We start from the raw sequence: 23,369 nt of genomic DNA, 5'->3' as shown, positions 1-23,369 counted from the left end.
AGATGCAAACACTGTTTGATCAGGTATTTGCGAATGGCGTGCTCCTCGTTATGTGGGGGGCACTGCTCTTTCATTTAATCTTACCGATTCCTCACGCCGCTCACCCAGTCACTCTCTGGCACAAGTTCGCTGAACTGCTCGCTGACAAGGTAAACAACAATCGCAACTACTCACAGAGCTTAATCTCTGGAACCTTGGCTTGGTTGTTGATGTGTTTTCCTGCTCTCATTCTGCTTATCGCCCTCAAGCCTCTGATGTGGCAGCCGCAACTATTTGAACTTGCCCTTCTGTTGCTTGCCATCGATTGGCGCAACAATGAGAAGCTTGCAAGCCAACTGATTCGCGCACTCAGTCAGGATAATAAGCCGCAAGCACGCAAACTGCTCGCGCCTGTGGTTAATCGACAAACTGATACTCTGTCTACATTGGGACTTGGAAAAGCCTCTGCCGAAACTCTGATTATGGGTTACGGTCGCAACGTTATCTGCGTGCTTTTTTGGTACGCCATTGGTGGCGGTATTGCGGCGCTCATGTACCGTTTGACCGCTGAGTTGGCGCGCGCTTGGTCACCAAGCCGACAACGCTTTGCTCCATTTGGTTCAAGCGTAGTGAAAGTGGTCGCGGTTCTAGAGTTTATTCCCTTACGCCTGTTTGCCTTGATGATTGTAGCAGGACACAACGCAAGTAATACCTTCTCGATGATGCTGACTCAGAGTCGTTCTTGGCCACTGCCAGGCCCTGCTTGGCTCATCACTTCAGCGGGTAATAAACTCGAACTGTCCCTGGGTGGCCCAGCAATCTATGACAACGTCAAAGCGGTAAGAGCCAAATTGGGTGGTCGAATTGCACCATCAGCGCTGCACTTAGCCCAACTGCAAAAAATGCTCGCTTGGCGGATATTGGCGTGGCTACTGATTCAAAGTGCTCTATTACTGATTATTCACCAAGGGATTTAATGTGAAGTTTTCTTTCTCTTGTGCAGCTATCTCTGCACTTTCACTCTGTTTATGGCAATCCAATGCACAGGCAGAAACTCATAGCGAAGCAAAGCGTGTCGTTAGTCTTGCCCCGCACGCCACAGAGTTGGCTTACAGTGCAGGACTTGGTGACAACTTGATTGCAGTGAGCGAAAGAAGCGACTACCCGCCCGAAGCTGATAAGCTGCCTAAGGTTGCCAACTATCAAGGGATAAAGGTCGAAAAGATCATCGCGCTTCAACCCGATCTGATTCTAGCTTGGCCCGCAGGCAACCCGCCGAGAGAGCTTGCGAAGCTCAAACAATTTGGCTTAGAGATCTACTACTCACAAACCAAGAGCCTAGACAGTATCGCCAGTAATATTGAGCACCTCAGCCAATATTCTAGCAACCCTAGCGTTGGACTCAGCAACGCCAAAGCTTATCGAGAACAGCTTGAGCAGCTCAGGGCTAAGTATCAAGACGCCGAGCCAGTTCAATACTTCTACCAGTTGAGTGAGAAACCGATCATCACTGTCGCACAAGGTCACTGGCCGAGTGAAGTCTTTGATTTCTGTGGCGGCCAAAACATTTTCGAAGATGCTGCGACCTCTTACCCACAAGTGAGCATTGAACAAGTTGTACTGAAAAAGCCTGAGGTTATCTTCACCTCTCGCCATGCCATTGAGAACGGCACTATGTGGAGCGATTGGGGTGATGAGATCCCAGCAGTTGAAAAAGAGCAGATTTGGTCACTCAATTCCGACTGGATAAACCGCCCTACAACACGAACACTACAAGCTATCCAACAGGTGTGCGATTACTTTGATAAAGCACGTCAAAATCGCTAACTATTTGATGCGATTTTTCGTACAATTCGCCGTATACCTGTCCCTACAATTTAAACTTTAAGAGCATCAGTATCATGGACTCCATGCTGCTTTACTTTATCGACTTATTCGGTACGGCTATTTTTGCCATCTCTGGCGTATTTGTCGCTGGCCGCTTGAAAATGGACCCATTTGGTGTCGCCGTTCTAGGCAGTGTGACTGCTATTGGTGGTGGTACTATTCGCGACATGGCGTTGGGTGCGACTCCCGTATTCTGGATCACCGATACCACGTATCTGTGGGTTATCCTTATTACCTGTCTGCTGACAATGATCATCGTAAGACGTCCGAAACGTCTCCCATGGTGGATTCTGCCTGTGTGTGATGCTATCGGTTTAGCTGTGTTTGTTGGTATTGGTGTAGATAAGTCGTTGAGCTATCAAGACTCAGCACTGGTTGCGATCATCATGGGTGTGATTACTGGCTGTGGCGGCGGTATTATCCGCGATGTACTGGCTCGAGAAGTACCAATGATCCTACGAAGCGAAGTGTACGCCACAGCATGTATCATCGGTGGCGTATTCCACACAACGGCTCTTAGCATGGGACAAGACTCCGAGACAGCTTTCCTAGCCGGTGTCTTCTCTACCCTATTGATTCGTCTAGGAGCAATTCGTTGGCACCTATCTCTGCCGACATTTGCTCTCAACAAATAGTGCTCTAAGCGCTTGAACCCCATAAAAAATCAAAGGCTCTCCGGAGCCTTTTTTTGTGCCTGTCGGTCCTCTTCCGTCACTCAAACTTGCTCTTAGTAAAACAAAAGCAGATTAAATAAAGTTTTTTATTTACTTAGTCATTTTTTGAACTATATTAGTAAACAAATAACTTTATAAAATTATTTGTTTACTAATTAGAGAACACTGGAGGTTCCCATGCAGGCTTATGTTGAACACGCAAATATCACCGTCAGTAACATTGATGACGCCGTCCAATTTATCCAAACCGCGATCCCTGAATTTAAAGAGCGCCACCGTGGACAAACAAATTATCGCTGGTGCCATATCGGTACTGACGACAGCTACATTGCACTTCAAGAGGTCGTTGCAAGAGAGCAAACCGATCGCTCCCCTTATCTAGACGTAGGCATCAATCACATTGGTATCGTTGTTGATGACGTTGATCGTGTTCAGAAGCGCTTATTAGCTGCTGGTTATGAACAGAATGATATCGGAGAGGACAACCCGTTTCGCAAGCGCGTCTATTTTTACGATGCAAGCGGTGTTGAGTGGGAATTCATTGAGTACCTTACTCAGGATGCTGAAAACAAAAATCGCTACGAGGATTAACCAATGAGTCAGATCGGTATTGTTTTCTTCTCTAAGTGTGGTGCAACGAAAGCTGTCGCCCATGCCCTCGCCGAAGGTGTCGAGACTCAATCTCAATCCGTCACCATGATTGAGGTGTTACCCAGTGAAATTGTAGAGGGTCGCTACATCAACGAACAAAAGCTCAAGCGACTTGGAGAGTGCGATGCGATTGTGTTTGGCTCCCCAACTTACATGGGTAGCCCAGCGGCGCAATTTAAGGCATTTATGGACGCCAGCAGTGAGCCTTACTGCGCTAAAGCTTGGCGTAATAAATTCGCCGCAGGCTTTACCACGGGCGGCAGTCTCAATGGAGAGCAACAGCAAACACTATTGAGTTTCTTCACACTGGCTTGTCAGCATGGAATGTTATGGATTGGACTCGATGCCTCTAAGCATACCGATGATTTAGGCCTCAATCGTACAGGATCTAACATCGGCTTGGTGTCGAGTATCGATGATGGGGAGGAGAGCGTTAATGGCAATGACCTACTCACTGCTCGCTATTACGGCACCAGAATCGCAACCCTAGTTCAAGAACTGACAAGTAAAAAGTAGAGCCCAAGGTCTGATTGAGATAAGTTGGGGTTATTATTCCCAACTTTCATCAATAACTCTATGCTACTTGAAGGTATTGAAACACTGCTGGTACTCAGCAAAGCAAAAACCATGAGCCGCACTGGTAGCTTGTTGTACATCAGTCAATCTGCAGTCAGCAAACGCATTGCTAATTTAGAAAAGAAGTTAGGTAAAAAGCTGATCGAACCCAATGGACGACAGATTAAACTCTCTCCAGATGGCGTTGCTCTTATCGAGAGTATCGGCCCTGCGTTTAATGAGTTACGCGGACTGATCTATGAACAGCAAGAGCTAGAGGACACCACACTGATCACCTTAGATAGCTCTAAATCACTGATTGCTGGCTACTTAGGTAAGATGATGGGCGACTTTATCCAACATGATAAATACATCACCATCACCACCAACCACACACCACGGATCATAGAACGAGTGCAATCAGGGAAAGCGACTCTGGGGTTGTGTGCCGGGGTACTTCCCCCTCATCACGGATTGATGACCTTTCATCTATTCGACGAACCATTCTACATTGTGAGTTCAACACATTTAGAGTGTCTACCAGAGCGTGTCATCACTAATGACATGACCAATCCAGCCAATAGCTATCAATTGTCCGTGCTTGAGAAGTTTGGTGTTAAACCGCTAATGGAGATGGATGCTTATACCGCAGCCGCACAGCTGGCGCTTGGTGGAACAGGCCCTGCACTGATTCCTCTATCAATCGTCAAAACCCTCAATATTGCCCCTCAGCATCTGTTTAGTTTTGAAGAGCTCATAAATTTGATTCGCCCGATTCACATCTGTGTACGACCAAATAGCTATCAGTCACCGCGAGTTAAAGCACTGATAGAATCCATTGTTGATGCTGTTCCCAAAGCAGTTTAGAAGCCATCAACATTGACATCACAATCACCAAAGGACGAATCCACTTTTGTCCTTTAGTGACCACTACCTTGGCACCTAATTGTGCACCAATAAAGCCACCAACAGCCATCACTAAACCAAGCTCCCAAATTGGTAGGCCAGCAATAATGAAGAAGATCAGTGCGGCAATATTCGATGTAAAGTTCAACACCTTGGTACGCGCGGTCGCATCAACTAAAGAGAAGTGACCAATTGCGACAAAGCAGACCGTGAAGATAGAACCGGTGCCCGGTCCAAAGAAGCCATCATAAAAGCCCACACCACCACCAACACACAGCGCAAACATCGCCTCCGAGATACGTTGCTTCCCTTCGCTGGTCTTAGTTTGTGGGGCTAACAGGAAATAGAGTGAGATCGCAATCAGTAGCAGTGGGATCAAGCTAGTGAGCAAACTCGCATCGATGTATTGGACTAACTCGGCACCAATCGCGGAGCCGATAAAAGTACACAAGATAGCGAAACGCATCTCTTTGATACTCACGATACCATTGCGCACAAAGTACCAACTTGCGGAAAAACTGCCGAACGAGCTCTGCAGTTTATTAGTCGCCAATGCTTGAGTCGGCGGAACACCTGCGGCCAAAAGCGCTGGGAGTGTTAACAATCCACCACCACCAGCCATCGCATCAATAAAGCCTGCAGCTGTCGCCACAAAAAACAGTATGGCTAGAATCTCAATGGTAATGTCCATGTATCTCACTCCTTAACGTTGAGAGCACAAATTACCACTGAAATAAAAATGAAAACAACGAAACACAAGACAGTGACCTATTCCATTTTTTCATCGTTACTTTCACACTCTTAGTTCGTGCACCTCACATAAAAAAGGCCGCTCAGTTGAGCGGCCTTTGCGACATTTATATCCGTTTAACAGCGATTATGCTTCAGAAGCTTTAACCTGAGCGTGTAGCTCTTGTACTGAAGTTACCGTTGTTTTCGCGTCAGCTGTGTGAGCCATACACGTTGCAAACGCTGCGTTTAGCGTTGTGGTGTAGTTCACTTTCTCTGCTAGAGCACCACGACGAAGTACTTTAGAGTCTTCAATCGCTTGACGACCAGCCGCAGTGTTCACGATGTAGGTGTACTCGTTGTTCTTGATACGGTCAAGAATGTGAGGACGACCTTCGTGTACCTTGTTCACTAGACGTGGGTTGATGCCCGCTTCGCCTAGGATAACCGCAGTACCGTGTGTTGCATCTAGTTGGTAACCAAGCTTAGACAGCTTAGATGCTAGGTCAACAACACGCTCTTTATCACCAGCGCGAACAGAAAGTAGCGCACGACCACCTTCAGGGTAAACATTGCCACAGCCTAGTTCTGCTTTTGCGTATGCTTCTGCGAACGTTGCACCAACACCCATAACCTCACCTGTAGAGCGCATTTCTGGGCCTAACAGTGGGTCAACACCTGGGAATTTGTTGAACGGTAGTACTACTTCTTTAACAGAGTAGTATGGTGGGATGATTTCTTTAGTAAAGCCTTGAGCTTCTAGAGATTGACCCGCCATAACACGTGCTGCAATCTTAGCGATTGGCGCGCCTGTTGCTTTAGATACGAACGGTACTGTACGCGCAGCACGAGGGTTCACCTCGATTAGGTATACTTTGTTGTTCTTCACAGCAAACTGCGTGTTCATTAGACCGCGAACACCTAGCTCGAATGCTAGCTTTTCAACTTGCTCACGCATTACGTCTTGGATTTCTTGGCTTAGCGTGTATGCAGGAAGAGAACATGCTGAGTCACCTGAGTGAACACCGGCTTGCTCGATGTGTTCCATGATACCGCCGATCACTACGCGCTCACCGTCGCAGATAGCATCGATATCGACTTCAACTGCGTCGTCTAGGAAGCTATCTAGTAGAACTGGAGATTCGTTTGATACGCTTACTGCTTCGTTGAAGTAGCGACGTAGGTCTTGCTCGTCGTATACGATTTCCATCGCACGACCACCAAGTACGTAAGAAGGACGTACAACCAATGGGAAGCCGATTTCGCGAGATTTCTCAACTGCTTGTTCCATTGTTGTTACTGTCGCGTTCTCTGGCTGTAGAAGGCCTAGACGGTCAACAGCCACTTGGAAACGCTCACGGTCTTCTGCACGGTCGATTGCATCTGGGCTAGTACCGATGATTGGCACGCCAGCCGCTTCAAGTGCGCGAGCCAGTTTAAGTGGCGTTTGACCACCGTACTGAACGATAACGCCTTTTGGCTTCTCAACACGAGCGATTGCTAGTACGTCTTCCAGTGTTACTGGTTCGAAGTACAGACGGTCAGACGTGTCGTAGTCCGTTGAAACAGTCTCAGGGTTACAGTTAACCATGATAGTTTCGTAGCCATCTTCACGTAGAGCTAGTGATGCGTGTACACAACAGTAGTCAAATTCAATACCTTGGCCGATACGGTTTGGACCGCCACCTAGAATCATGATCTTGTCTTTGTCTGTTGGGTTCGCTTCACACTCGTCATCGTAAGATGAGTACATGTAAGCCGTATCAGATGAGAACTCAGCCGCACACGTATCAACGCGCTTGTACACTGGGTGGATGTCGTATTGGTCACGTAGACGACGAATTTCACTCTCAGCAACACCTAGAATCTTAGATAGGCGAGCATCAGCAAAACCTTTACGCTTCAGCTTGTTAAGCTCTTCTTTATTTAGACCAGCAAAGCCTTTCGCTTTAAGTTCTTGCTCAAGCTTAACGATGTCTTCGATTTGAACTAGGAACCAACGGTCGATTTGCGTTAGGTTGAATACGCCATCTACAGACATACCCGCACGGAATGCATCCGCGATGTACCAAATACGCTCTGCGCCCGCTTCTTTTAGTTCGTGACGAATTGTTGTTAGTGCGTCTGGCGCATCTAGGTCAACCATTTCGTCAAAGCCAGTCGCGCCAACTTCTAGGCCGCGAAGTGCTTTTTGTAGAGATTCTTGTTGGTTACGGCCGATAGCCATAACTTCACCAACAGACTTCATTTGCGTCGTTAGGCGGTCGTTAGCACCTGCAAATTTCTCGAAGTTGAAACGAGGAATCTTAGTTACAACGTAGTCGATTGTTGGTTCGAATGATGCTGGAGTTGCGCCACCCGTGATGTCGTTCATTAGCTCATCTAGAGTGAAGCCAACTGCCAGCTTCGCTGCAATCTTAGCGATTGGGAAACCTGTTGCTTTCGATGCTAGAGCAGAAGAGCGAGATACACGTGGGTTCATCTCGATGATAACCATACGGCCATCTTTCGGGTTGATACCAAACTGTACGTTTGAACCACCTGTTTCAACACCAATCTCACGCAGTACCGCTAGAGAAGCGTTACGCATCAGTTGGTATTCTTTGTCTGTTAGAGTCTGTGCTGGTGCAACTGTGATTGAGTCACCCGTGTGGATACCCATTGGGTCGAAGTTTTCAATCGCACATACGATGATACAGTTGTCCGCTTTGTCACGAACCACTTCCATCTCGTACTCTTTCCAACCGATTAGAGACTCATCGATTAGAAGTTCGTTTGTTGGAGAAAGGTCTAAACCGCGGCGACAGATCTCTTCGAACTCTTCTTTGTTGTATGCGATACCACCGCCAGTGCCACCCATAGTGAATGATGGACGGATGATACAAGGGAAGCCAACCATATCTAGAACAGCGTAAGCTTCTTCCATGGTTTTAGCAGTATCCGCACGTGGACACTCAAGGCCAATAGACTTCATCGCTTTATCGAAACGAGAACGGTCTTCTGCTTTATCGATAGCGTCAGCCGTTGCACCAATCATCTCTACACCGAACTCTTCAAGAACACCGTGTTTCTCTAGGTCTAGTGCACAGTTAAGTGCTGTTTGGCCACCCATTGTAGGTAGAACTGCATCAGGCTTCTCTTTCGCGATGATGTTGCGAACAACTTCCCATTGAATAGGCTCGATGTAAGTTGCATCAGCCATATCTGGGTCAGTCATGATGGTCGCTGGGTTCGAGTTTACAAGAATAACTCGGTAACCTTCTTCGCGAAGCGCTTTACAAGCTTGAGCACCAGAGTAATCGAACTCACATGCTTGGCCGATAACGATCGGGCCAGCACCTAGAATTAGAATACTTTTAATGTCAGTACGTTTTGGCATTGTCTACTACTCCGAATTACGCTGTGTGCTGTTTAATTAGTTCAATGAAGTGGTCGAATAGCGGTGCCGCGTCTTCTGGACCTGGGCTCGCTTCTGGGTGACCTTGGAAGCTGAATGCTGGCTTATCTGTGCGGTGGATACCTTGCAGAGAACCATCAAATAGCGACTTGTGCGTTGCACGTAGGTTTTCAGGCAGCGTCTCTTCATCTGCAGCAAAACCGTGGTTTTGTGAAGTGATCATCACAACATCACGATCTAAATCTTTAACTGGGTGGTTTGCACCGTGGTGACCAAACTTCATTTTCACCGTCTTCGCACCAGAAGCTAGCGCTAGGATTTGGTGACCAAGACAGATACCGAAGATTGGTAGACCTTTCTCTAAGAATACTTTTGTCGCTTCAATCGCGTAAGTACATGGTTCTGGGTCACCAGGGCCATTTGAAAGGAAAACACCGTCTGGGTTCAGTGCTAGAACTTCTTCCGCAGACGTTTCAGCTGGAACAACTGTTAGGCGGCAGCCGCGGTCAACAAGCATGCGCAAGATGTTACGTTTTGCACCGAAGTCGTAGGCAACAACGTGATATGGCAATTCTGAGTCTGCTTTCGCTTCAGGAAGTCCACCCGTAAGCGTCCACGAACCTTGTTTCCATTGATACGCTTCTTTTGTTGTAACTTCTTTCGCAAGGTCCATACCTTTTAGGCCAGGGAATTCTTTAGCCTTAGCCAGCGCTAGAGCCTCGTCGATGTTGTTACCCGCTACGATACAACCGTTTTGAGCACCCTTCTCGCGAAGAATACGCGTCAGCTTACGAGTATCGATATCAGCGATACCAACAACGTTTTGCGACTTTAGGTAATCAGAAAGGGATTGTTCATTACGGAAGTTAGAAGCGATAAGAGGGAGATCGCGAATCACAAGGCCTTGAGCGTGGATTGAAGAGGATTCTTCGTCTTCGGAATTGGTTCCGGTATTGCCAATGTGAGGGTAAGTAAGCGTTACAATTTGTTGAGAATAGGAAGGATCAGTGAGGATTTCTTGGTACCCCGTCATCGAGGTATTAAAAACGACTTCACCAACAGCAGAACCGTCTGCGCCAATGGATTCACCGTGGAATACTGTCCCATCTTCTAGGACTAGCAATGCTGACTTTTTCAAGACAACCTCCAGAAATAAAAATGCATTAAAATTGATTTAATTTGCAAATCTACCTTCCTGCAACACCCAAAACTGCGTGTTTATGGAAATTAGACAAATTGGCGGTATTTTAGTGATGCCCGTGATTTGTGTCAACATTTAACGCAAAAGAAATTAAACATTTGTAGCCACTTATCCAACTTTCTCTTTTAAAGCTTCAAAAGTACTAGTTTTACAGGGACAAGGAGGGGAAATTGAGATTTTTTCAACTCTCGGTATCATTTCACTCTAAGTTAGAGTGATAGAAATATTGATAAGAAAGCGCAAACGTTAAATAACAAGATGAAACAAGAAATAAAGACAAACTCAAACAAAAAACAACCAAAACAAGACAAAAAACACAATAAACTAAGCGTATTTCCACCACCTTAGTTAAGTTTAATTATCATTAGAATTGGCTAAATAAACAAAGCGCCGGCAATTGCCAGCGCATAATTATCTATTTACAGTTCATTCAAACCAAGCACATCTGTCATGGTATAAAAGCCTGCTGGTTTGCTATCCAACCAAACCGCCGCCTTGATCGCACCGTTAGCAAAAGTCATACGATCCGTTGCTTTGTGGGTAATTTCGACACGTTCACCAATATCTGCAAACATTGCTGTGTGCTCACCAATGATGTCGCCGGCACGAATAGTTGCAAAACCGATCTCATCTTTAGTGCGCTCACCGGTAATGCCTTCACGAGCCCAAACCGCAACGTCATTCAGATCATTACCCATAGCGCCCGCGATCGCTTCGCCCATACCAATCGCAGTGCCTGATGGCGCATCGACTTTATGACGGTGGTGCGCTTCAACAATTTCAACATCACAGTAATCACCCATTACTTTTGCCGCTTTCTCAAGCAGCTTAAATACTAGGTTCACACCAACACTGTAGTTAGGAGCCATAACAATTGGCATCTCTTTAGACGCAGCGGCAATCACTTGTTTCTCTTCTTCAGAGAAGCCGGTTGTACCAATCACGAGCTTTTTGCCATGCTTCTTGCACAGTTCAATGTTCGCTAGAGTGCTGACAGGCGCAGTAAAGTCGACGATCACGTCAAACTCTTCTACCACTTTTGCTAGATCATCAACCAGGGCAACCTCAAAACGACCTTCACCACACAGCTCACCGATATCGACACCGACCAGCGATGACTCTGGGCGCTCTGAACCAGCACCAACCGTCGCATCTTTGTTTTGGTGAGTAGCCTTCACCAAGTTACGGCCCATGCGACCTGCTGCTCCTGCAATTGCAATTCTTACCACTGCATTTATCTCCATTGTTTGGTTTGTCCCCTGCATACATTCGCAGAGCGACTCAAGTTCACTATCTCTTTAAACTAACAACAATCTCAGACTCAGGCTAGCCTTTACGAGTACTCTTTTACTACACGCTGTAAAATCGGCACGTTTGCTTCCGGGAATTCGTAGTTTGGCAATGCTTCAATAGCAACCCACAGCCCTTGTTGTCCTTCTTTGCCATAAGGCTCCTGCTCGAAAGCATTAACACAGATGAAATCAAATTTAAGAGACTTTTCTGGATAATCAAACTCTAGGTGTTCAAACAAGCTCTGCTCTGTCACCGTAATTCCGATCTCTTCATCTAGCTCACGAATCATGGCTTGTTCAATGGTTTCACCCTCTTCAACCTTACCGCCTGGAAACTCCCAAAAGCCGCCTTTGTGTTTATCACTCGGACGCTTAGTAATAAAGATTTCCGATTTATCCTGATTGAAGATAATGCCCGCTACAATATGGATTCTTTTCATTGATGGTGTTCCTTCTATGTCTCTACCGTCATTCCCTACAATGAGGAACGAATTAGATAGGGAATCTGCTCTTTTGTTAGTTCGAAAGATCCCCGACTCGCTCGTCCCTCACTCTCGAGGATGACGGTATCGAAACCTTATTATATTCACATACAAAAAGAGCCGCCTAAGCGACTCTTTATATTCTATTTGTCAGTTTTATGAAGCTAAGTTGTAGTGCCTGAGAGCAAGGCGGTGGCACGGAGCTTACGATAGTAAGTGAGTACCACCAACGTAGCTATCATGCGCTACAGCGACGATTCATTAAACTTACGCGATTTTACCGTGACACTGCTTGTATTTTTTCCCGCTGCCACATGGACATGGCTCATTACGGCCAACTTTGCGCTCATCACGTACAACTGGTTGATGCCCTTCTGCTGACTCTTCGCCATCAGATAGTTGGTTTTCAGCTGAAGCGTGTTGAGCTTGTGCACGGCGCGCTGCTTCTTCCGCTTGAGCTTGACGCTGCGCTTCCATCTTCTCTACTTCTTCTTGTTGTTGAACTCGAACTTTCGAAAGGATAGTAATCACGTCAGACTTTAGCACTTCTAGTAGGCCTTCAAACAGTTCAAACGACTCGCGCTTGTACTCTTGTTTCGGGTTCTTCTGTGCGTAACCACGTAGGTGGATACCTTGACGAAGGTGGTCCATTGCCGCCAAGTGTTCTTTCCACAAACCATCAAGAGTTTGTAGCATGACAGACTTCTCGAAGTTGCGCAGAACTTGCTCGCCGACCACTTCTTCTTTCTGTTTGTAAACATCAACAGCCATACCTAGGATGCGTTCGCGTAACGCTTCTTCGTAAAGCTTATCGTCTTCGTCCAACCAACCTTGAATATCAAAGTCTAGGTCGAAGTCGTTTTTCAGACGGTCTTGAAGACCTGGGATATCCCACATGTCTTCTAGTGATTGCGGCGGGATGTATTCATCAATAACCGATGTGAACACGTCTTCACGGTTGTGTTCAATCATCTCGCTGATGTCTTCAGAGCTCATTAGCTCATCACGCAGTTCGTAAACCACTTTACGCTGATCGTTCGCTACGTCATCGTATTCTAGAAGCTGTTTACGGATATCGAAGTTGCGGCCTTCAACTTTACGTTGTGCTTTTTCGATAGAGCGCGATAGCATCTTAGACTCAATCGCTTCACCCTCTTCCATACCGCTCTGGATAAGACCAGCCATACGGTCAGATGTGAAAATACGCAGTAGCGAGTCTTCCATTGATAGGTAGAAACGAGAAGAACCTGCGTCACCTTGACGACCAGAACGACCACGTAGCTGGTTATCGATACGACGAGATTCGTGACGTTCAGTACCGATGATGTGTAGACCACCAGACTCTAGTACTTTGTCATGAACCACTTTCCAATCTGCTTTGATCTTGTCGATCTGCTCTTGAGTTGGATCTTGTAGTTTTTCAACTTCTGCTTGCCAGCTACCACCTAACACGATATCGGTACCACGACCAGCCATGTTAGTTGCGATAGTCACTGCACCTGGCGTACCTGCTTGCGCTACGATTTCCGCTTCTTTTTCGTGGAACTTAGCGTTCAGTACGTTGTGCTTAATTTTTGCCTTTTTCAAAGCGTTCGACAGCAGTTCAGATTTCTCGATAGAAACCGTACCGACCAGCGATGGTTGACCTGCAGCAACACGCTCTTTGATGTCTTCAATGATGGCGTTGAACTTGTCAGCTTCAGTACGATAAACCACGTCAGGCATATCGTTACGAACCATAGGCTTGTTAGTTGGGATAACCACTGTCTCTAAGCCGTAGATCGATTGGAATTCGAATGCTTCTGTATCTGCCGTACCTGTCATACCTGACAGTTTTTCGTATAGACGGAAGAAGTTCTGGAAAGTGATCGAAGCCAGAGTCTGGTTTTCGTTCTGAATCTTAACGCCTTCTTTCGCTTCAACCGCTTGGTGCAGACCTTCAGACCAACGACGACCAGGCATAGTACGGCCAGTGTGTTCATCAACGATAACCACTTCGCCTTCTTCAGTAACGATGTAGTCTACGTTCTTCTCGAACAATACGTGTGCACGCAGTGCTGCATTAACGTGGTGCAGTAGGCTGATGTTGGTTGGAGAGTAAAGCGTGTCGCCCTCTTCCATTAGACCATTTTTCACCATTAGCTCTTCAACAAATTCTTGACCGTTTTCAGTCAGGTGAACCTGTTTAGACTTCTCGTCCATGGTGTAGTGACCTTCACCACGGTACTCTTCTGAATCTTCTTTATCTTGAAGTTCTAGGTGAGGAATCAGTGTGTTGATTCGAGTGTAAAGATCTGAGCTATCTTCGGCTGGGCCAGAGATAATAAGAGGAGTACGAGCTTCATCGATTAGGATTGAGTCCACCTCATCGACAACAGCGAAGAAGCGTTCACGTTGTACACGGTCTTCCGCGCGGAAAGCCATGTTGTCACGTAGGTAGTCAAAACCGAATTCGTTGTTTGTGCCGTATAGGATATCTGCTTGGTAAGCCGCTTTTTTCTCAGGTGGAGCCATGTTTGGTACGTTAACACCAACGGTCATGCCTAAGAATTCAAATAGAGGACGGTTTGTCTCAGCATCACGCTTCGCTAGGTAGTCGTTCACCGTTACAACGTGAACCCCCTTACTTGGAAGTGCGTTTAGGTAAGCAGGTAGAGTCGCTGTTAGTGTTTTACCTTCACCGGTACGCATCTCTGCGATTTGACCAGCGTTAAGAACCATACCACCAATCAGCTGAACGTCGAAGTGACGCATGCCGTAAACACGCTTAGATGCTTCACGTACTGTTGCGAATGCTTCTGGTAGAAGTTGGTCTAGTGTTTCACCTTTGTCTAAGCGCTCACGGAACTCAACAGTTTTTGCTTTTAGCTCTTCATCAGACAGAGCCTCAAACGTTGGTTCGTAGTTATTAATTTCTTTTACAATCTTTCTAAGGCGGCGCAGTGTTCTGTCATTGCGACTGCCAATTACCTTTGTCAGCAGCTTAGTAATCATGTGCTTGGAATCTCTTCGTTCTCAGATCGTCCGCGATCTATTTTAAATGCCGTCAGTCTCTACCAGTTGTGAACTAGTGTTAGTTACGAACCAAGGATACTGAGATAAATCTAGTACCTCTGATATTGTGTTGGAGAGTAGAGTTTTCAAGGCTTGAGTTAAAATTATTGGCATCTAGTGTAAGTAATTTTCACCTCAACGACCATTTATGAGGTCATTTGTTTGATGTGGTTTGAACTTTTATTACCAATTGCCGATGGAATAAACAACCTCGAGGCTAGCCTAACGCTTATTCCAATGCTTTATTGCACTTTAGCTTTATTACAGATACAAAAAAACCAGGCGCATTGCCTGGTTTTTAAAATCTTTGATTGCAGTTTTATGCCAAAACCATTCCTGGTTCTGCAAAGGCAACTGGAGAGCCTGCTTCTTCTTCGAACGTTGCCCATTCCCAAGCTTCTGCATCAGCAAGAACTGCACGTAGAAGTTGGTTGTTTAGGCCGTGACCCGATTTGTATGCACGGAACTCACCAATGATAGCGTGTCCACACATGTAAAGATCACCAATCGCATCCAGCACTTTGTGAGTAACAAACTCGTTATCAAAACGAAGACCTTCTTCGTTAAGAATACGGTACTCATCAAGCACGATAGCGTTATCAAAGCTACCACCTAGAACTAGGTTCTGAGATTGTAGGTATTCGATGTCACGCATGAAGCCAAAAGTACGAGCGCGAGAAATCTCTTTAACAAAACCTTGTGAAGAGAAGTCAAACAGAAGACGCTGTTCATCAGCTTCAATCGCTGGGTGGTTGAAGTCGATCTCGAAGTCCATACGGAAGCCGTTAAATGGTACAAACTCTGCCCACTTATCACCGTCTTCAAAGCGTACTGGCTTTTTGATACGAATAAAACGCTTCGCTGCATTTTGAGTTTCCACACCAGCTTGCTGGATTAGATACACAAACGGGCTTGAACTGCCGTCCATGATTGGAATCTCAGGAGCATCTACTTCAACAATGATGTTGTCGATACCCATACCTGCTAATGCTGCATTCAAGTGTTCAACCGTTGAAATACGCACACCTGCATCGTTTACAAGCGCTGTACACAACATAGTGTCACGAACTGATGCTGGATCAGCTGGGAAATCTACAGGAGGGTTTACATCGGTACGACGGTATACAATGCCTGTATTTGCAGCTGCCGGGCGAAGAGTAAGTGTGACTTTACGACCAGAGTGGAGACCCACACCAGTCGTTTTCACAATTTCTTTCAGAGTACGTTGTCTGATCATCTGCCTGCCTCTTATCAGTGCTACAAATCACGGCCAGTATTTACCGACCGCGAATTTTACCACTAAATTGACTATAGTCAAATATTGGTTGTTTGTTAATCAGCCTGACGTCGTAAGAATGCTGGAATATCTAAGTACCCACTCTCTTTTTCTGGCTTAGGTGCTGCACTTTGGCTAGCGCCTGTACCTGAAGAAACAGGTGACGTTGTTGGCTGTGGTTTCACTTGAGGTTTAACCTCAGTTTTTTCTTGCAATGGCTGTGCCACTTTCTCTTCCACTTTTGGTGCAGCTTGTACTGCAGCTTGTGGTTGAGGAGCCGAAGCCACTTTTGCTTTACCACCAGCAACTAACGTAATGTCTGGCTTTCTCTCAGTGCCAATACCTGTTGCTACCACAGTTACGCGGATTTCGTCCGTCATATCTGGGTCTAGAGAAGTACCGATTACTACTGTTGCATTATCAGAAGCAAAGGCCTTAACTGTGTTACCTACGGTCTCGAACTCATCTAGACGCATATCTAGACCAGCTGTGATGTTAACAAGCACACCACGAGCGCCCGCTAGGTCGATGTCTTCTAGTAATGGGCTAGAAATTGCCGTTTCAGCCGCTTCCTCTGCACGGTCTTCACCTTTCGCGATGCCGCTACCCATCATTGCATGACCCATTTCCGACATCACAGTGCGTACGTCCGCAAAGTCGACGTTAATCATGCCAGGGCGAGTAATTAGCTCAGCAATACCTTGAACCGCGTTCTTAAGAACATCGTTCGCGCTTGCGAATGCTTCCAGTAGTGTTACACCACGACCCAGTACTTTCAGTAGCTTCTCATTTGGAATCGTAATCAATGAATCCACATGTTTAGAAAGCTCTTCAATACCTTGTTCAGCAAACGCTAGACGCTTTTTACCTTCGAAGCTAAATGGCTTAGTTACAACAGCGACTGTTAGTACGCCCAGCTCTTTTGCTACTTCAGCAATCACTGGAGCGGCACCAGTACCTGTACCACCACCCATACCAGCTGCGATAAATACCATATCGGCGCCAGTTAGAACTTCTTTAATTCTTTCTCGGTCTTCGAGAGCTGCATCACGGCCAACTTGTGGGTTTGCGCCAGCGCCTAGACCCTTAGTGATGTCACCACCAATTTGGATCACGCTGCTCACGCTAGTTTTGCGAAGTGCTTGAGCATCAGTGTTTACGCTAATGAACTCAACACCTTCAATTGACTCACGTACCATGTGCTCAACAGCGTTACCGCCACCGCCACCAACTCCAACGACTTTAATTACTGCATCGTCAGACATTTCCATCATCGGTTCAAACATGTGTTATCTCCGTTTTTCCTGCAACTCAGGTTAAAACTCTTTTTGTATCCAATTACGCAATTTACCAAACAAACCTGTCATCGAAGGCGCGCTACGCTTTGGCTCGCTGTAATCGCCTTCATCGTTTATTTGGCAGTCTCTTGCGTAATGAAGTAAACCAACCGCCGTAGAATGATACGGCTCTTTAACATAATCGGTTAAGCCACTAACTTCTAACGGCTTACCCACTCGAACTTGATTGCGGAAAACGCGTTCCGCACACTCTACTAATCCTTCAATCTGTGCAGCACCACCAGTTAAAACTACACCGGCAGCAAGATGATGTTTAATACCCTCATCTCTTAACTGTAGTTGAACAGTATCAATAGTTTGGTTAACAAGCCCCATTAATTCTGTATAACGTGGTTCAATCACCTCAGAAAGTGTTTGTCTTTGCAAACTACGAGATGGTCGACCACCCACACTTGGGACGTTAACTGAGTCATCCTTGCTTACGAGTTCACTCAGAGCGCAACCGTGGTTTACTTTGATCTCTTCGGCATCACTTACAGGTGTACCGAATGCGAAGGCAATATCACTGGTTACTGCATTTCCTGCATAGGAAAAGACTTCTGTGTGTCGCAGTGCACCACCAGTCCAAATGGAGATATCCATTGTACCTGCACCAATATCGACCACACACACTCCAAGCTCTCTCTCGTCTTCAGTGATTACCGCATTACTTGAGGCAAGCCCTGAAAACACGATCTGCTCTACAGTGAGACCACATCGTTCAACAGCTTTAATTATGTTTCTCGCCATATCGCTGTGGCAAGAAATCAGGTGAACACTCACTTCCATTCGAACCCCAGATAAGCCAAGTGGGTTCTTAATGCCCTCTTGGTAATCGATGGTGAATTCTTGTGGAATCACGTGCAGAATTCTCTGCTCGTCACCTATTTTAATTGATTTCGCGGTATGGATCGCTCGGTCCATATCGTCTTGTGACACTTCCTCATCCGAGATGGTGCCCATGCCTTTTTCAATTCGGCTTGCGATGTGCTTACCCGATAGTGAGATAAATACATTGCTGATTTGGCATTCAGCCATCAGTTCCGCTTGATCAATAGCACGCTGAACCGATTTCACTACCGACTCTAGGTCGTTAACACCGCCTTTATCCATACCTCTGGATGGGCTCTGCCCAGATCCAATGATATTGATTTGACCATCAGGCAGTACCTCACCTACTAGAGCTGATATGGTTGCAGTGCCTATATCAAGACCAACAATTATGTTGTCATCTGCGGCCTTAGTCATCTGTACTCTCTTCTAACTCTTGCTCTGGAAACCAGCCTACAGCGGCTCCCGTATCATACCTGAGGTCGATGTAGCTAACTCGATTCGCTTTATCACCTAACTCGTTATAAAGCGAAATAAAGCGCTCAACACGCTCGTCTAAAGAATCTTTACCTAGCTCTAGGCGAATGCCGTTGTCTAGGATGATTTGCCATGCTCTACGTTCATTCAGAACCAATGAAGTGACACTCAATCCCACGCTATTGATCAGCGGGGTAATTTGACGCCACTTGGCGATCACTTCTTGACTCGAATCTTGAGGGCCATAGAGTTTGACTCTGTCACCTTCAAGTTGGCCTATATCTCCATTAAACACGTCGCCGTTTTCGTTTAGCAGCATGTTGCCGTTCCAAATCGCGGCAGCTTGATGCTCAGTCAGAAAAACTTTAATCGTGTCAGGCCATTGCTTACGAATAGAGACAACAGATACCCAAGGAAGTGCCTCTAAACTGTCTTGTAACACATCAATGTCTTGAGACATGAAGGTTCCAATATGTTCAAGCTGGCTAAACGCATGCTGAACATCACTGGCGGAGACATATGTTAAGTCGCCTTGAAGTACAATTTTAGAGAGGGGCAATCGTTGATCGTCCCACATCCAACTCAGAGTGGTATAGAAAAGAAACCCAATGAAAAGCACTACCAAAATCAGAAAAGAACCACCAAGGGCGTGTTTCTTTAACGATGGTAAGCTGAATAGGTGGCGGTTTTCGCTGAAAGTACTTTCTACCAAAACCCGCAGTCCCTGTCGTTGGTTCGCAATTCTATTCCCTATCTTTTCGTAATAGAGGTAAAAGCACTTACTTTAACCTATGAATTATACTGAGCAAAATCAAACTATCAAACGTTGATAATCAGATTTTTGGTTAAATTTGGGTCAAGCGCAAGAAGTGAGCGCTCGACCACAGTATGTGAGAACTTATTCTATTAAGCGCTCTGCATTTTATTAATGTCTAACTGCAGCGCTTCAAGCTGTTTCGCTACACGGCCAACATCGCCTGCACCTTGTGTTAGCACGAGGTCACCACCTTGGATAACATTGGCTAACGTCGAAGGTAGCGCAGTAATATCTGGGACAAAAATAGGATCGATTTTACCGCGGCCACGAATGGTTCGGCTCAACGCACGACCATCAGCGCCAGCAATCGGTTTTTCACCTGCTGAGTAGACATCAAGCAGGATTAAAACGTCAACCTGCTCAAGAACGTTAGCAAAATCATCAAACAGATCACGGGTGCGGCTATAACGGTGCGGCTGGAATATCATCACCAGACGCTTGTCTTCCCAACCGCTGCGTGCCGCTTGGATGGTCACGTCGACCTCAGTTGGGTGATGACCGTAATCATCCACCAGCATTGCCACACCTTTACCAGTTTCGTATTCACCTAAGTGATCAAAACGGCGACCAGTGCCTTGAGTGCCAGCCATTGCTTTTAGAATTGCTTCATCGCTGATGTCATCTTCTGTAGCCACTGCAATCGCAGCCGATGCATTCAATGCATTGTGGCGACCCGGGATGTTAAGTGTGATATCCAAATTCGCTTTGCCTTCACGAACTACCGTGAATTTGCCTTGCTGACCTTCTTGGCGGTAGTTCTCAATACGCACGTCAGCATCTTCAGAGAAACCGTAAGTAATCACTTGGCGACTTACTTGAGGGATAAGCTCACGTACCACCGGATCATCAACACACATGACAGCCTGACCGTAAAACGGCAGGTTGTGTAGGAAGTCGATGAAGGTCTGCTTTAACGTTTCGAAGTCACCACCGTAGGTATCCATATGGTCAGCTTCGATGTTGGTCACGATGCTTACCATAGGTTGCAGGTGCAAGAATGATGCATCACTCTCATCAGCCTCTGCAATCAGAATTCGACTTGAGCCTAGACGAGCATTCGTGCCTGCACTTTTCACCAAACCGCCGTTAACAAATGTTGGATCAAGACCCGCTTCAGAGTAAATCTGTGTAACCAGAGCCGTTGTGGTTGTTTTTCCGTGCGTACCAGCCACTGCAATTCCGTGACGAAAGCGCATTAGCTCTGCGAGCATCTCTGCACGGCGCACAATCGGTGTGCGTGCCTCACGAGCTGCAACGATTTCTGGGTTCTCTTCGTTGATTGCAGTCGAAACGACCACCACGCTTGCGTTAGCAACATTACTCGCTTGATGGCCAATGTAGACCGTTGCACCCTTGCTAACCAAACGCTCTGTTACTGGATTTTGAGCAATATCAGAACCCGTAATCTGGTAGCCTTCGTTTAGCAAGACTTCAGCAATCCCGCTCATACCAGCGCCACCAATACCGATGAAGTGGATAGATTTCACTCGGCGCATCTCTGGCACCATTGCACGGATCTGCGCTAAGTCTTGCGTATGTTCAATCGTCATCAAATTTATCTCGTTATTTTGCTAAAGCTTGAATGGCTTTAGCGACGGTCACATCAGCGTCCAGCTTCGCCGCTTGGCGTGCCTTTGTTGCCATCGTTTTTAATTCATTTCTGTCTAGCTGAGCGATGGTGTTCGCTAGCTTTTCTGCCGTTAGATCTGGCTGTTCGATCATCAACGCAGCGCCGCAATCAACTAAGTGGTCGGCATTAAGCGCTTGCTGGCGGTCTTTATGCATGAAAGGCACAAAGATAGAGCCAACACCTGCAGCAGAGACTTCAGACACTGTTAACGCACCTGAACGACACACTAATAGATCTGCCCATGCATAGGCTTGCGCTACATCATCAATAAATTCAGTCACTTGAACATTGTTCACAGAATGAGAATTATATTGTTCAATCACTTGCTGTTGATTGTTTTTGCCTGCTTGGTGCATCACTGTGAAGCCTTCACCAAGCTGGCCCAAAGCCACTGGTAAGGTGTCATTGAGGATCTTGGCACCTTGGCTACCGCCCATAACTAGGATACGGATATCTCCGTCACGTTCCGCCATGCGCTCACTTGGCTCAGGCAATGCAACAACATCTTCACGTACTGGGTTACCTACAACATCCGCACTAGGGAATGCGCCCGGGAACGCTTGAAACACCTTTTTCGCGATCTTAGACAGCCATTGGTTGGTTAAACCGGCCACTGCATTCTGCTCATGCAGCACCACAGGAATACCCGATAACCAAGCGGCGATGCCGCCTGGACCACTCACATAGCCGCCCATGCCAAGCACCACATCTGGCTGCCACGCCTTAATGTGTTGCTTTGCTTGAAGTATGGCATTAATAATTTGGAAAGGCGCTTTAATCAACTTAGCGATGCCTTGCCCTCGCAGCCCTTTCACCTTAATGAAATCAATCTCGATACCGTGCTTTGGCACCAGATCCGCTTCCATACGATCAGCCGTACCTAGCCAGCGAATCTCCCAACCTTGTTGTTGTAGCTTTTTCGCGACCGCTAAGCCTGGAAAAACGTGACCGCCGGTACCGCCTGCCATCACCAATAATCTTTTATTCTTTTTCATGCTGTTACTATTCATTTAGTTCGTTCTGATGCTCAGCATCTTGTTGTTCTATTAGGCGACATTCATGGTCAATCCGCAGCAACATAGATACCGCGACTGACATGATGATCAAGCTGGAGCCACCATAACTGATCAGTGGAAGAGTCAGGCCCTTGGTTGGTACGATACCCGATGCCGCACCAACGTTAACCAAGGTTTGGAAAGCAAACCAAATACCGATGCCAAAAGCGAGATAACCGCTAAACACCTGATCGTTTTCAAAGGCTTTCTTACCAATAAAAATCGCTTTGAAAACCAGACTGAAGATCAGCATCAATACCAAGGTCACGCCCACAAAACCGAGCTCTTCGGCAAGTACAGCGAATACGAAGTCGGTATGCGCCTCCGGCAGGTACTCTAGTTTTTGAATCGAGTTACCTAAACCTTGCCCCATCCAGTCCCCACGACCAAATGCCATCAGAGATTGCGTTAGTTGGTAGCCACTACCAAATGGGTCATTCCAAGGTTCCCAGAATGAGGTCACACGTCGCACACGGTATGGCTCTATCGCAATCAAGCCCACAACCGCAGCCACACCTGCTACCATGAGAGCGATAAACTGCGACAGTTTCGCACCAGCAATGAACAGCATACCAAACAGAGTCACCAGCATCACAACCACGGTACCTAAGTCGGGCTGGCCGAGTAGCAAGACTGCAAAGGCCCCAAACACCATAATGGGTTTAGCAAAACCACCGAAGAAGGTCTTTCTCACTTCGTCTTGCTTACGAACCAAGTAACCGGCCATGAAGATAAACAACGACAACTTCGCCACTTCGGCAGGCTGGAGGTTGAATAACCCCAAGGGGATCCAGCGCGATGCGCCGTTCACCGACTTACCAACAGCCAACACCACGATCAACAAGAAAAAGGATAATCCCAGCAAGTACATGCTGTATTGAAGCCAGCGTTTCATCGGGATTTGCAATATCACACTGGATACACCCAACGCGAGCAGCAAAAAGATCGCATGGCGGAACATAAAGTGAAAAGGCTGATCGGTTAAACGAGCACTGATTGGGAACGAAGCAGACGTCACCATTACCAACCCAGTCAGCATCAGACCAAGCGCGATCCAGACCAATTGACGATCGTAAAGCGCCTCTGGCGTAGAGCGGTTAAGCCATTGCCAAATTGAGTGGTTGAGCTGTCTCACTTTC

At 46.6% G+C, this 23,369-nt stretch carries 19 protein-coding genes; 6 read left to right on the top strand and 13 right to left on the bottom strand.

Annotated elements, in window-relative coordinates; translation table 11 throughout:
• The first annotated feature begins 2 nt into the window (after positions 1 to 2).
• From VFDL14_RS03050 to VFDL14_RS03075, 6 genes are all read left to right on the top strand, one after another.
• Complete coding sequence (locus tag VFDL14_RS03050; protein WP_032553133.1) at positions 3 to 956, top strand: cobalamin biosynthesis family protein; 954 nt, start codon at positions 3 to 5, stop codon at positions 954 to 956.
• 28 nt (positions 957 to 984) lie between these two features.
• Positions 985 to 1,806, top strand: coding sequence for a cobalamin-binding protein (locus tag VFDL14_RS03055; RefSeq protein ID WP_050487496.1), 822 nt, complete (start codon positions 985 to 987; stop codon positions 1,804 to 1,806).
• A gap of 74 nt (positions 1,807 to 1,880) precedes the next feature.
• The gene (locus tag VFDL14_RS03060; RefSeq protein WP_032553131.1) at positions 1,881 to 2,501 is read left to right on the top strand and encodes a TRIC cation channel family protein; all 621 of its coding nucleotides are present in this window, start codon (positions 1,881 to 1,883) and stop codon (positions 2,499 to 2,501) included.
• A gap of 216 nt (positions 2,502 to 2,717) precedes the next feature.
• Entirely contained in the window at positions 2,718 to 3,131 is a 414-nt protein-coding gene (locus VFDL14_RS03065; RefSeq protein WP_032553130.1) for a VOC family protein, read from the top strand.
• A gap of 3 nt (positions 3,132 to 3,134) precedes the next feature.
• Positions 3,135 to 3,707 (top strand): flavodoxin family protein, encoded by a 573-nt coding sequence (locus VFDL14_RS03070; RefSeq protein WP_032553129.1) that lies wholly within the window; start codon positions 3,135 to 3,137, stop codon positions 3,705 to 3,707.
• 60 nt (positions 3,708 to 3,767) lie between these two features.
• Positions 3,768 to 4,613 carry a LysR family transcriptional regulator gene (locus tag VFDL14_RS03075; protein ID WP_032553215.1) on the top strand — a complete coding sequence of 282 codons (846 nt, stop codon included), beginning with the start codon at positions 3,768 to 3,770 and terminating at the stop codon, positions 4,611 to 4,613.
• On the opposite strand, the gene VFDL14_RS03080 is transcribed toward VFDL14_RS03075, so the two are convergent.
• The 13 genes from VFDL14_RS03080 to ftsW all read right to left on the bottom strand — a co-directional run bounded on the left by VFDL14_RS03080 (position 4,564) and on the right by ftsW (position 23,365).
• Positions 4,564 to 5,343: a TSUP family transporter gene (locus tag VFDL14_RS03080; protein WP_032553128.1), complete on the bottom strand. Its 780-nt coding sequence runs from the start codon at positions 5,341 to 5,343 to the stop codon at positions 4,564 to 4,566. The genes VFDL14_RS03075 and VFDL14_RS03080 overlap by 50 nt on opposite strands.
• 186 nt (positions 5,344 to 5,529) lie before the next feature.
• Positions 5,530 to 8,760, bottom strand: coding sequence for a carbamoyl-phosphate synthase large subunit (gene carB, locus VFDL14_RS03085; protein WP_032553127.1), 3,231 nt, complete (start codon positions 8,758 to 8,760; stop codon positions 5,530 to 5,532).
• A 16-nt stretch (positions 8,761 to 8,776) separates the two neighbouring features.
• Positions 8,777 to 9,916, bottom strand: a complete 1,140-nt coding sequence (gene carA / locus VFDL14_RS03090) for a glutamine-hydrolyzing carbamoyl-phosphate synthase small subunit (protein WP_032553126.1) — start codon at positions 9,914 to 9,916, stop codon at positions 8,777 to 8,779.
• A 482-nt stretch (positions 9,917 to 10,398) separates the two neighbouring features.
• Positions 10,399 to 11,223, bottom strand: a complete 825-nt coding sequence (dapB, locus tag VFDL14_RS03095; RefSeq protein ID WP_172974216.1) for a 4-hydroxy-tetrahydrodipicolinate reductase — start codon at positions 11,221 to 11,223, stop codon at positions 10,399 to 10,401.
• Between the two features lie 89 nt (positions 11,224 to 11,312).
• A complete protein-coding gene (gene mutT, locus VFDL14_RS03100; protein ID WP_032553125.1) occupies positions 11,313 to 11,711 on the bottom strand; it encodes an 8-oxo-dGTP diphosphatase MutT in 399 nt (132 codons plus the stop codon).
• A gap of 309 nt (positions 11,712 to 12,020) precedes the next feature.
• Positions 12,021 to 14,747: a preprotein translocase subunit SecA gene (gene secA, locus VFDL14_RS03105; RefSeq protein WP_032553124.1), complete on the bottom strand. Its 2,727-nt coding sequence runs from the start codon at positions 14,745 to 14,747 to the stop codon at positions 12,021 to 12,023.
• A gap of 379 nt (positions 14,748 to 15,126) precedes the next feature.
• Complete coding sequence (lpxC, locus tag VFDL14_RS03110) at positions 15,127 to 16,044, bottom strand: UDP-3-O-acyl-N-acetylglucosamine deacetylase (protein WP_032553123.1); 918 nt, start codon at positions 16,042 to 16,044, stop codon at positions 15,127 to 15,129.
• A 95-nt stretch (positions 16,045 to 16,139) separates the two neighbouring features.
• Positions 16,140 to 17,369 (bottom strand): cell division protein FtsZ, encoded by a 1,230-nt coding sequence (gene ftsZ, locus VFDL14_RS03115; RefSeq protein ID WP_032553122.1) that lies wholly within the window; start codon positions 17,367 to 17,369, stop codon positions 16,140 to 16,142.
• Positions 17,370 to 17,399: 30 nt separating this feature from the next.
• Positions 17,400 to 18,668: a cell division protein FtsA gene (gene ftsA, locus VFDL14_RS03120; RefSeq protein WP_032553121.1), complete on the bottom strand. Its 1,269-nt coding sequence runs from the start codon at positions 18,666 to 18,668 to the stop codon at positions 17,400 to 17,402.
• The gene (locus tag VFDL14_RS03125) at positions 18,661 to 19,440 is read right to left on the bottom strand and encodes a cell division protein FtsQ/DivIB (protein ID WP_032553120.1); all 780 of its coding nucleotides are present in this window, start codon (positions 19,438 to 19,440) and stop codon (positions 18,661 to 18,663) included. Before VFDL14_RS03125 ends, ftsA begins: the two co-directional genes overlap by 8 nt.
• Before the next feature lie 194 nt (positions 19,441 to 19,634).
• Positions 19,635 to 21,095, bottom strand: a complete 1,461-nt coding sequence (murC, locus tag VFDL14_RS03130; protein WP_032553119.1) for a UDP-N-acetylmuramate--L-alanine ligase — start codon at positions 21,093 to 21,095, stop codon at positions 19,635 to 19,637.
• Positions 21,096 to 21,108: 13 nt separating this feature from the next.
• Positions 21,109 to 22,170: an undecaprenyldiphospho-muramoylpentapeptide beta-N-acetylglucosaminyltransferase gene (murG, locus tag VFDL14_RS03135; protein ID WP_032553213.1), complete on the bottom strand. Its 1,062-nt coding sequence runs from the start codon at positions 22,168 to 22,170 to the stop codon at positions 21,109 to 21,111.
• Between the two features lie 7 nt (positions 22,171 to 22,177).
• The gene (gene ftsW, locus VFDL14_RS03140) at positions 22,178 to 23,365 is read right to left on the bottom strand and encodes a cell division protein FtsW (protein ID WP_390519982.1); all 1,188 of its coding nucleotides are present in this window, start codon (positions 23,363 to 23,365) and stop codon (positions 22,178 to 22,180) included.
• Between the last annotated feature and the right edge of the window lie 4 nt (positions 23,366 to 23,369).

The organism is Vibrio fortis (genome assembly GCF_000695685.1).
Classification (GTDB): Bacteria; Pseudomonadota; Gammaproteobacteria; order Enterobacterales; family Vibrionaceae; genus Vibrio; species Vibrio fortis_A.
Note: the sequence above shows the minus strand (reverse complement) of the source record. Positions and strands in the feature narration are given on the sequence as shown.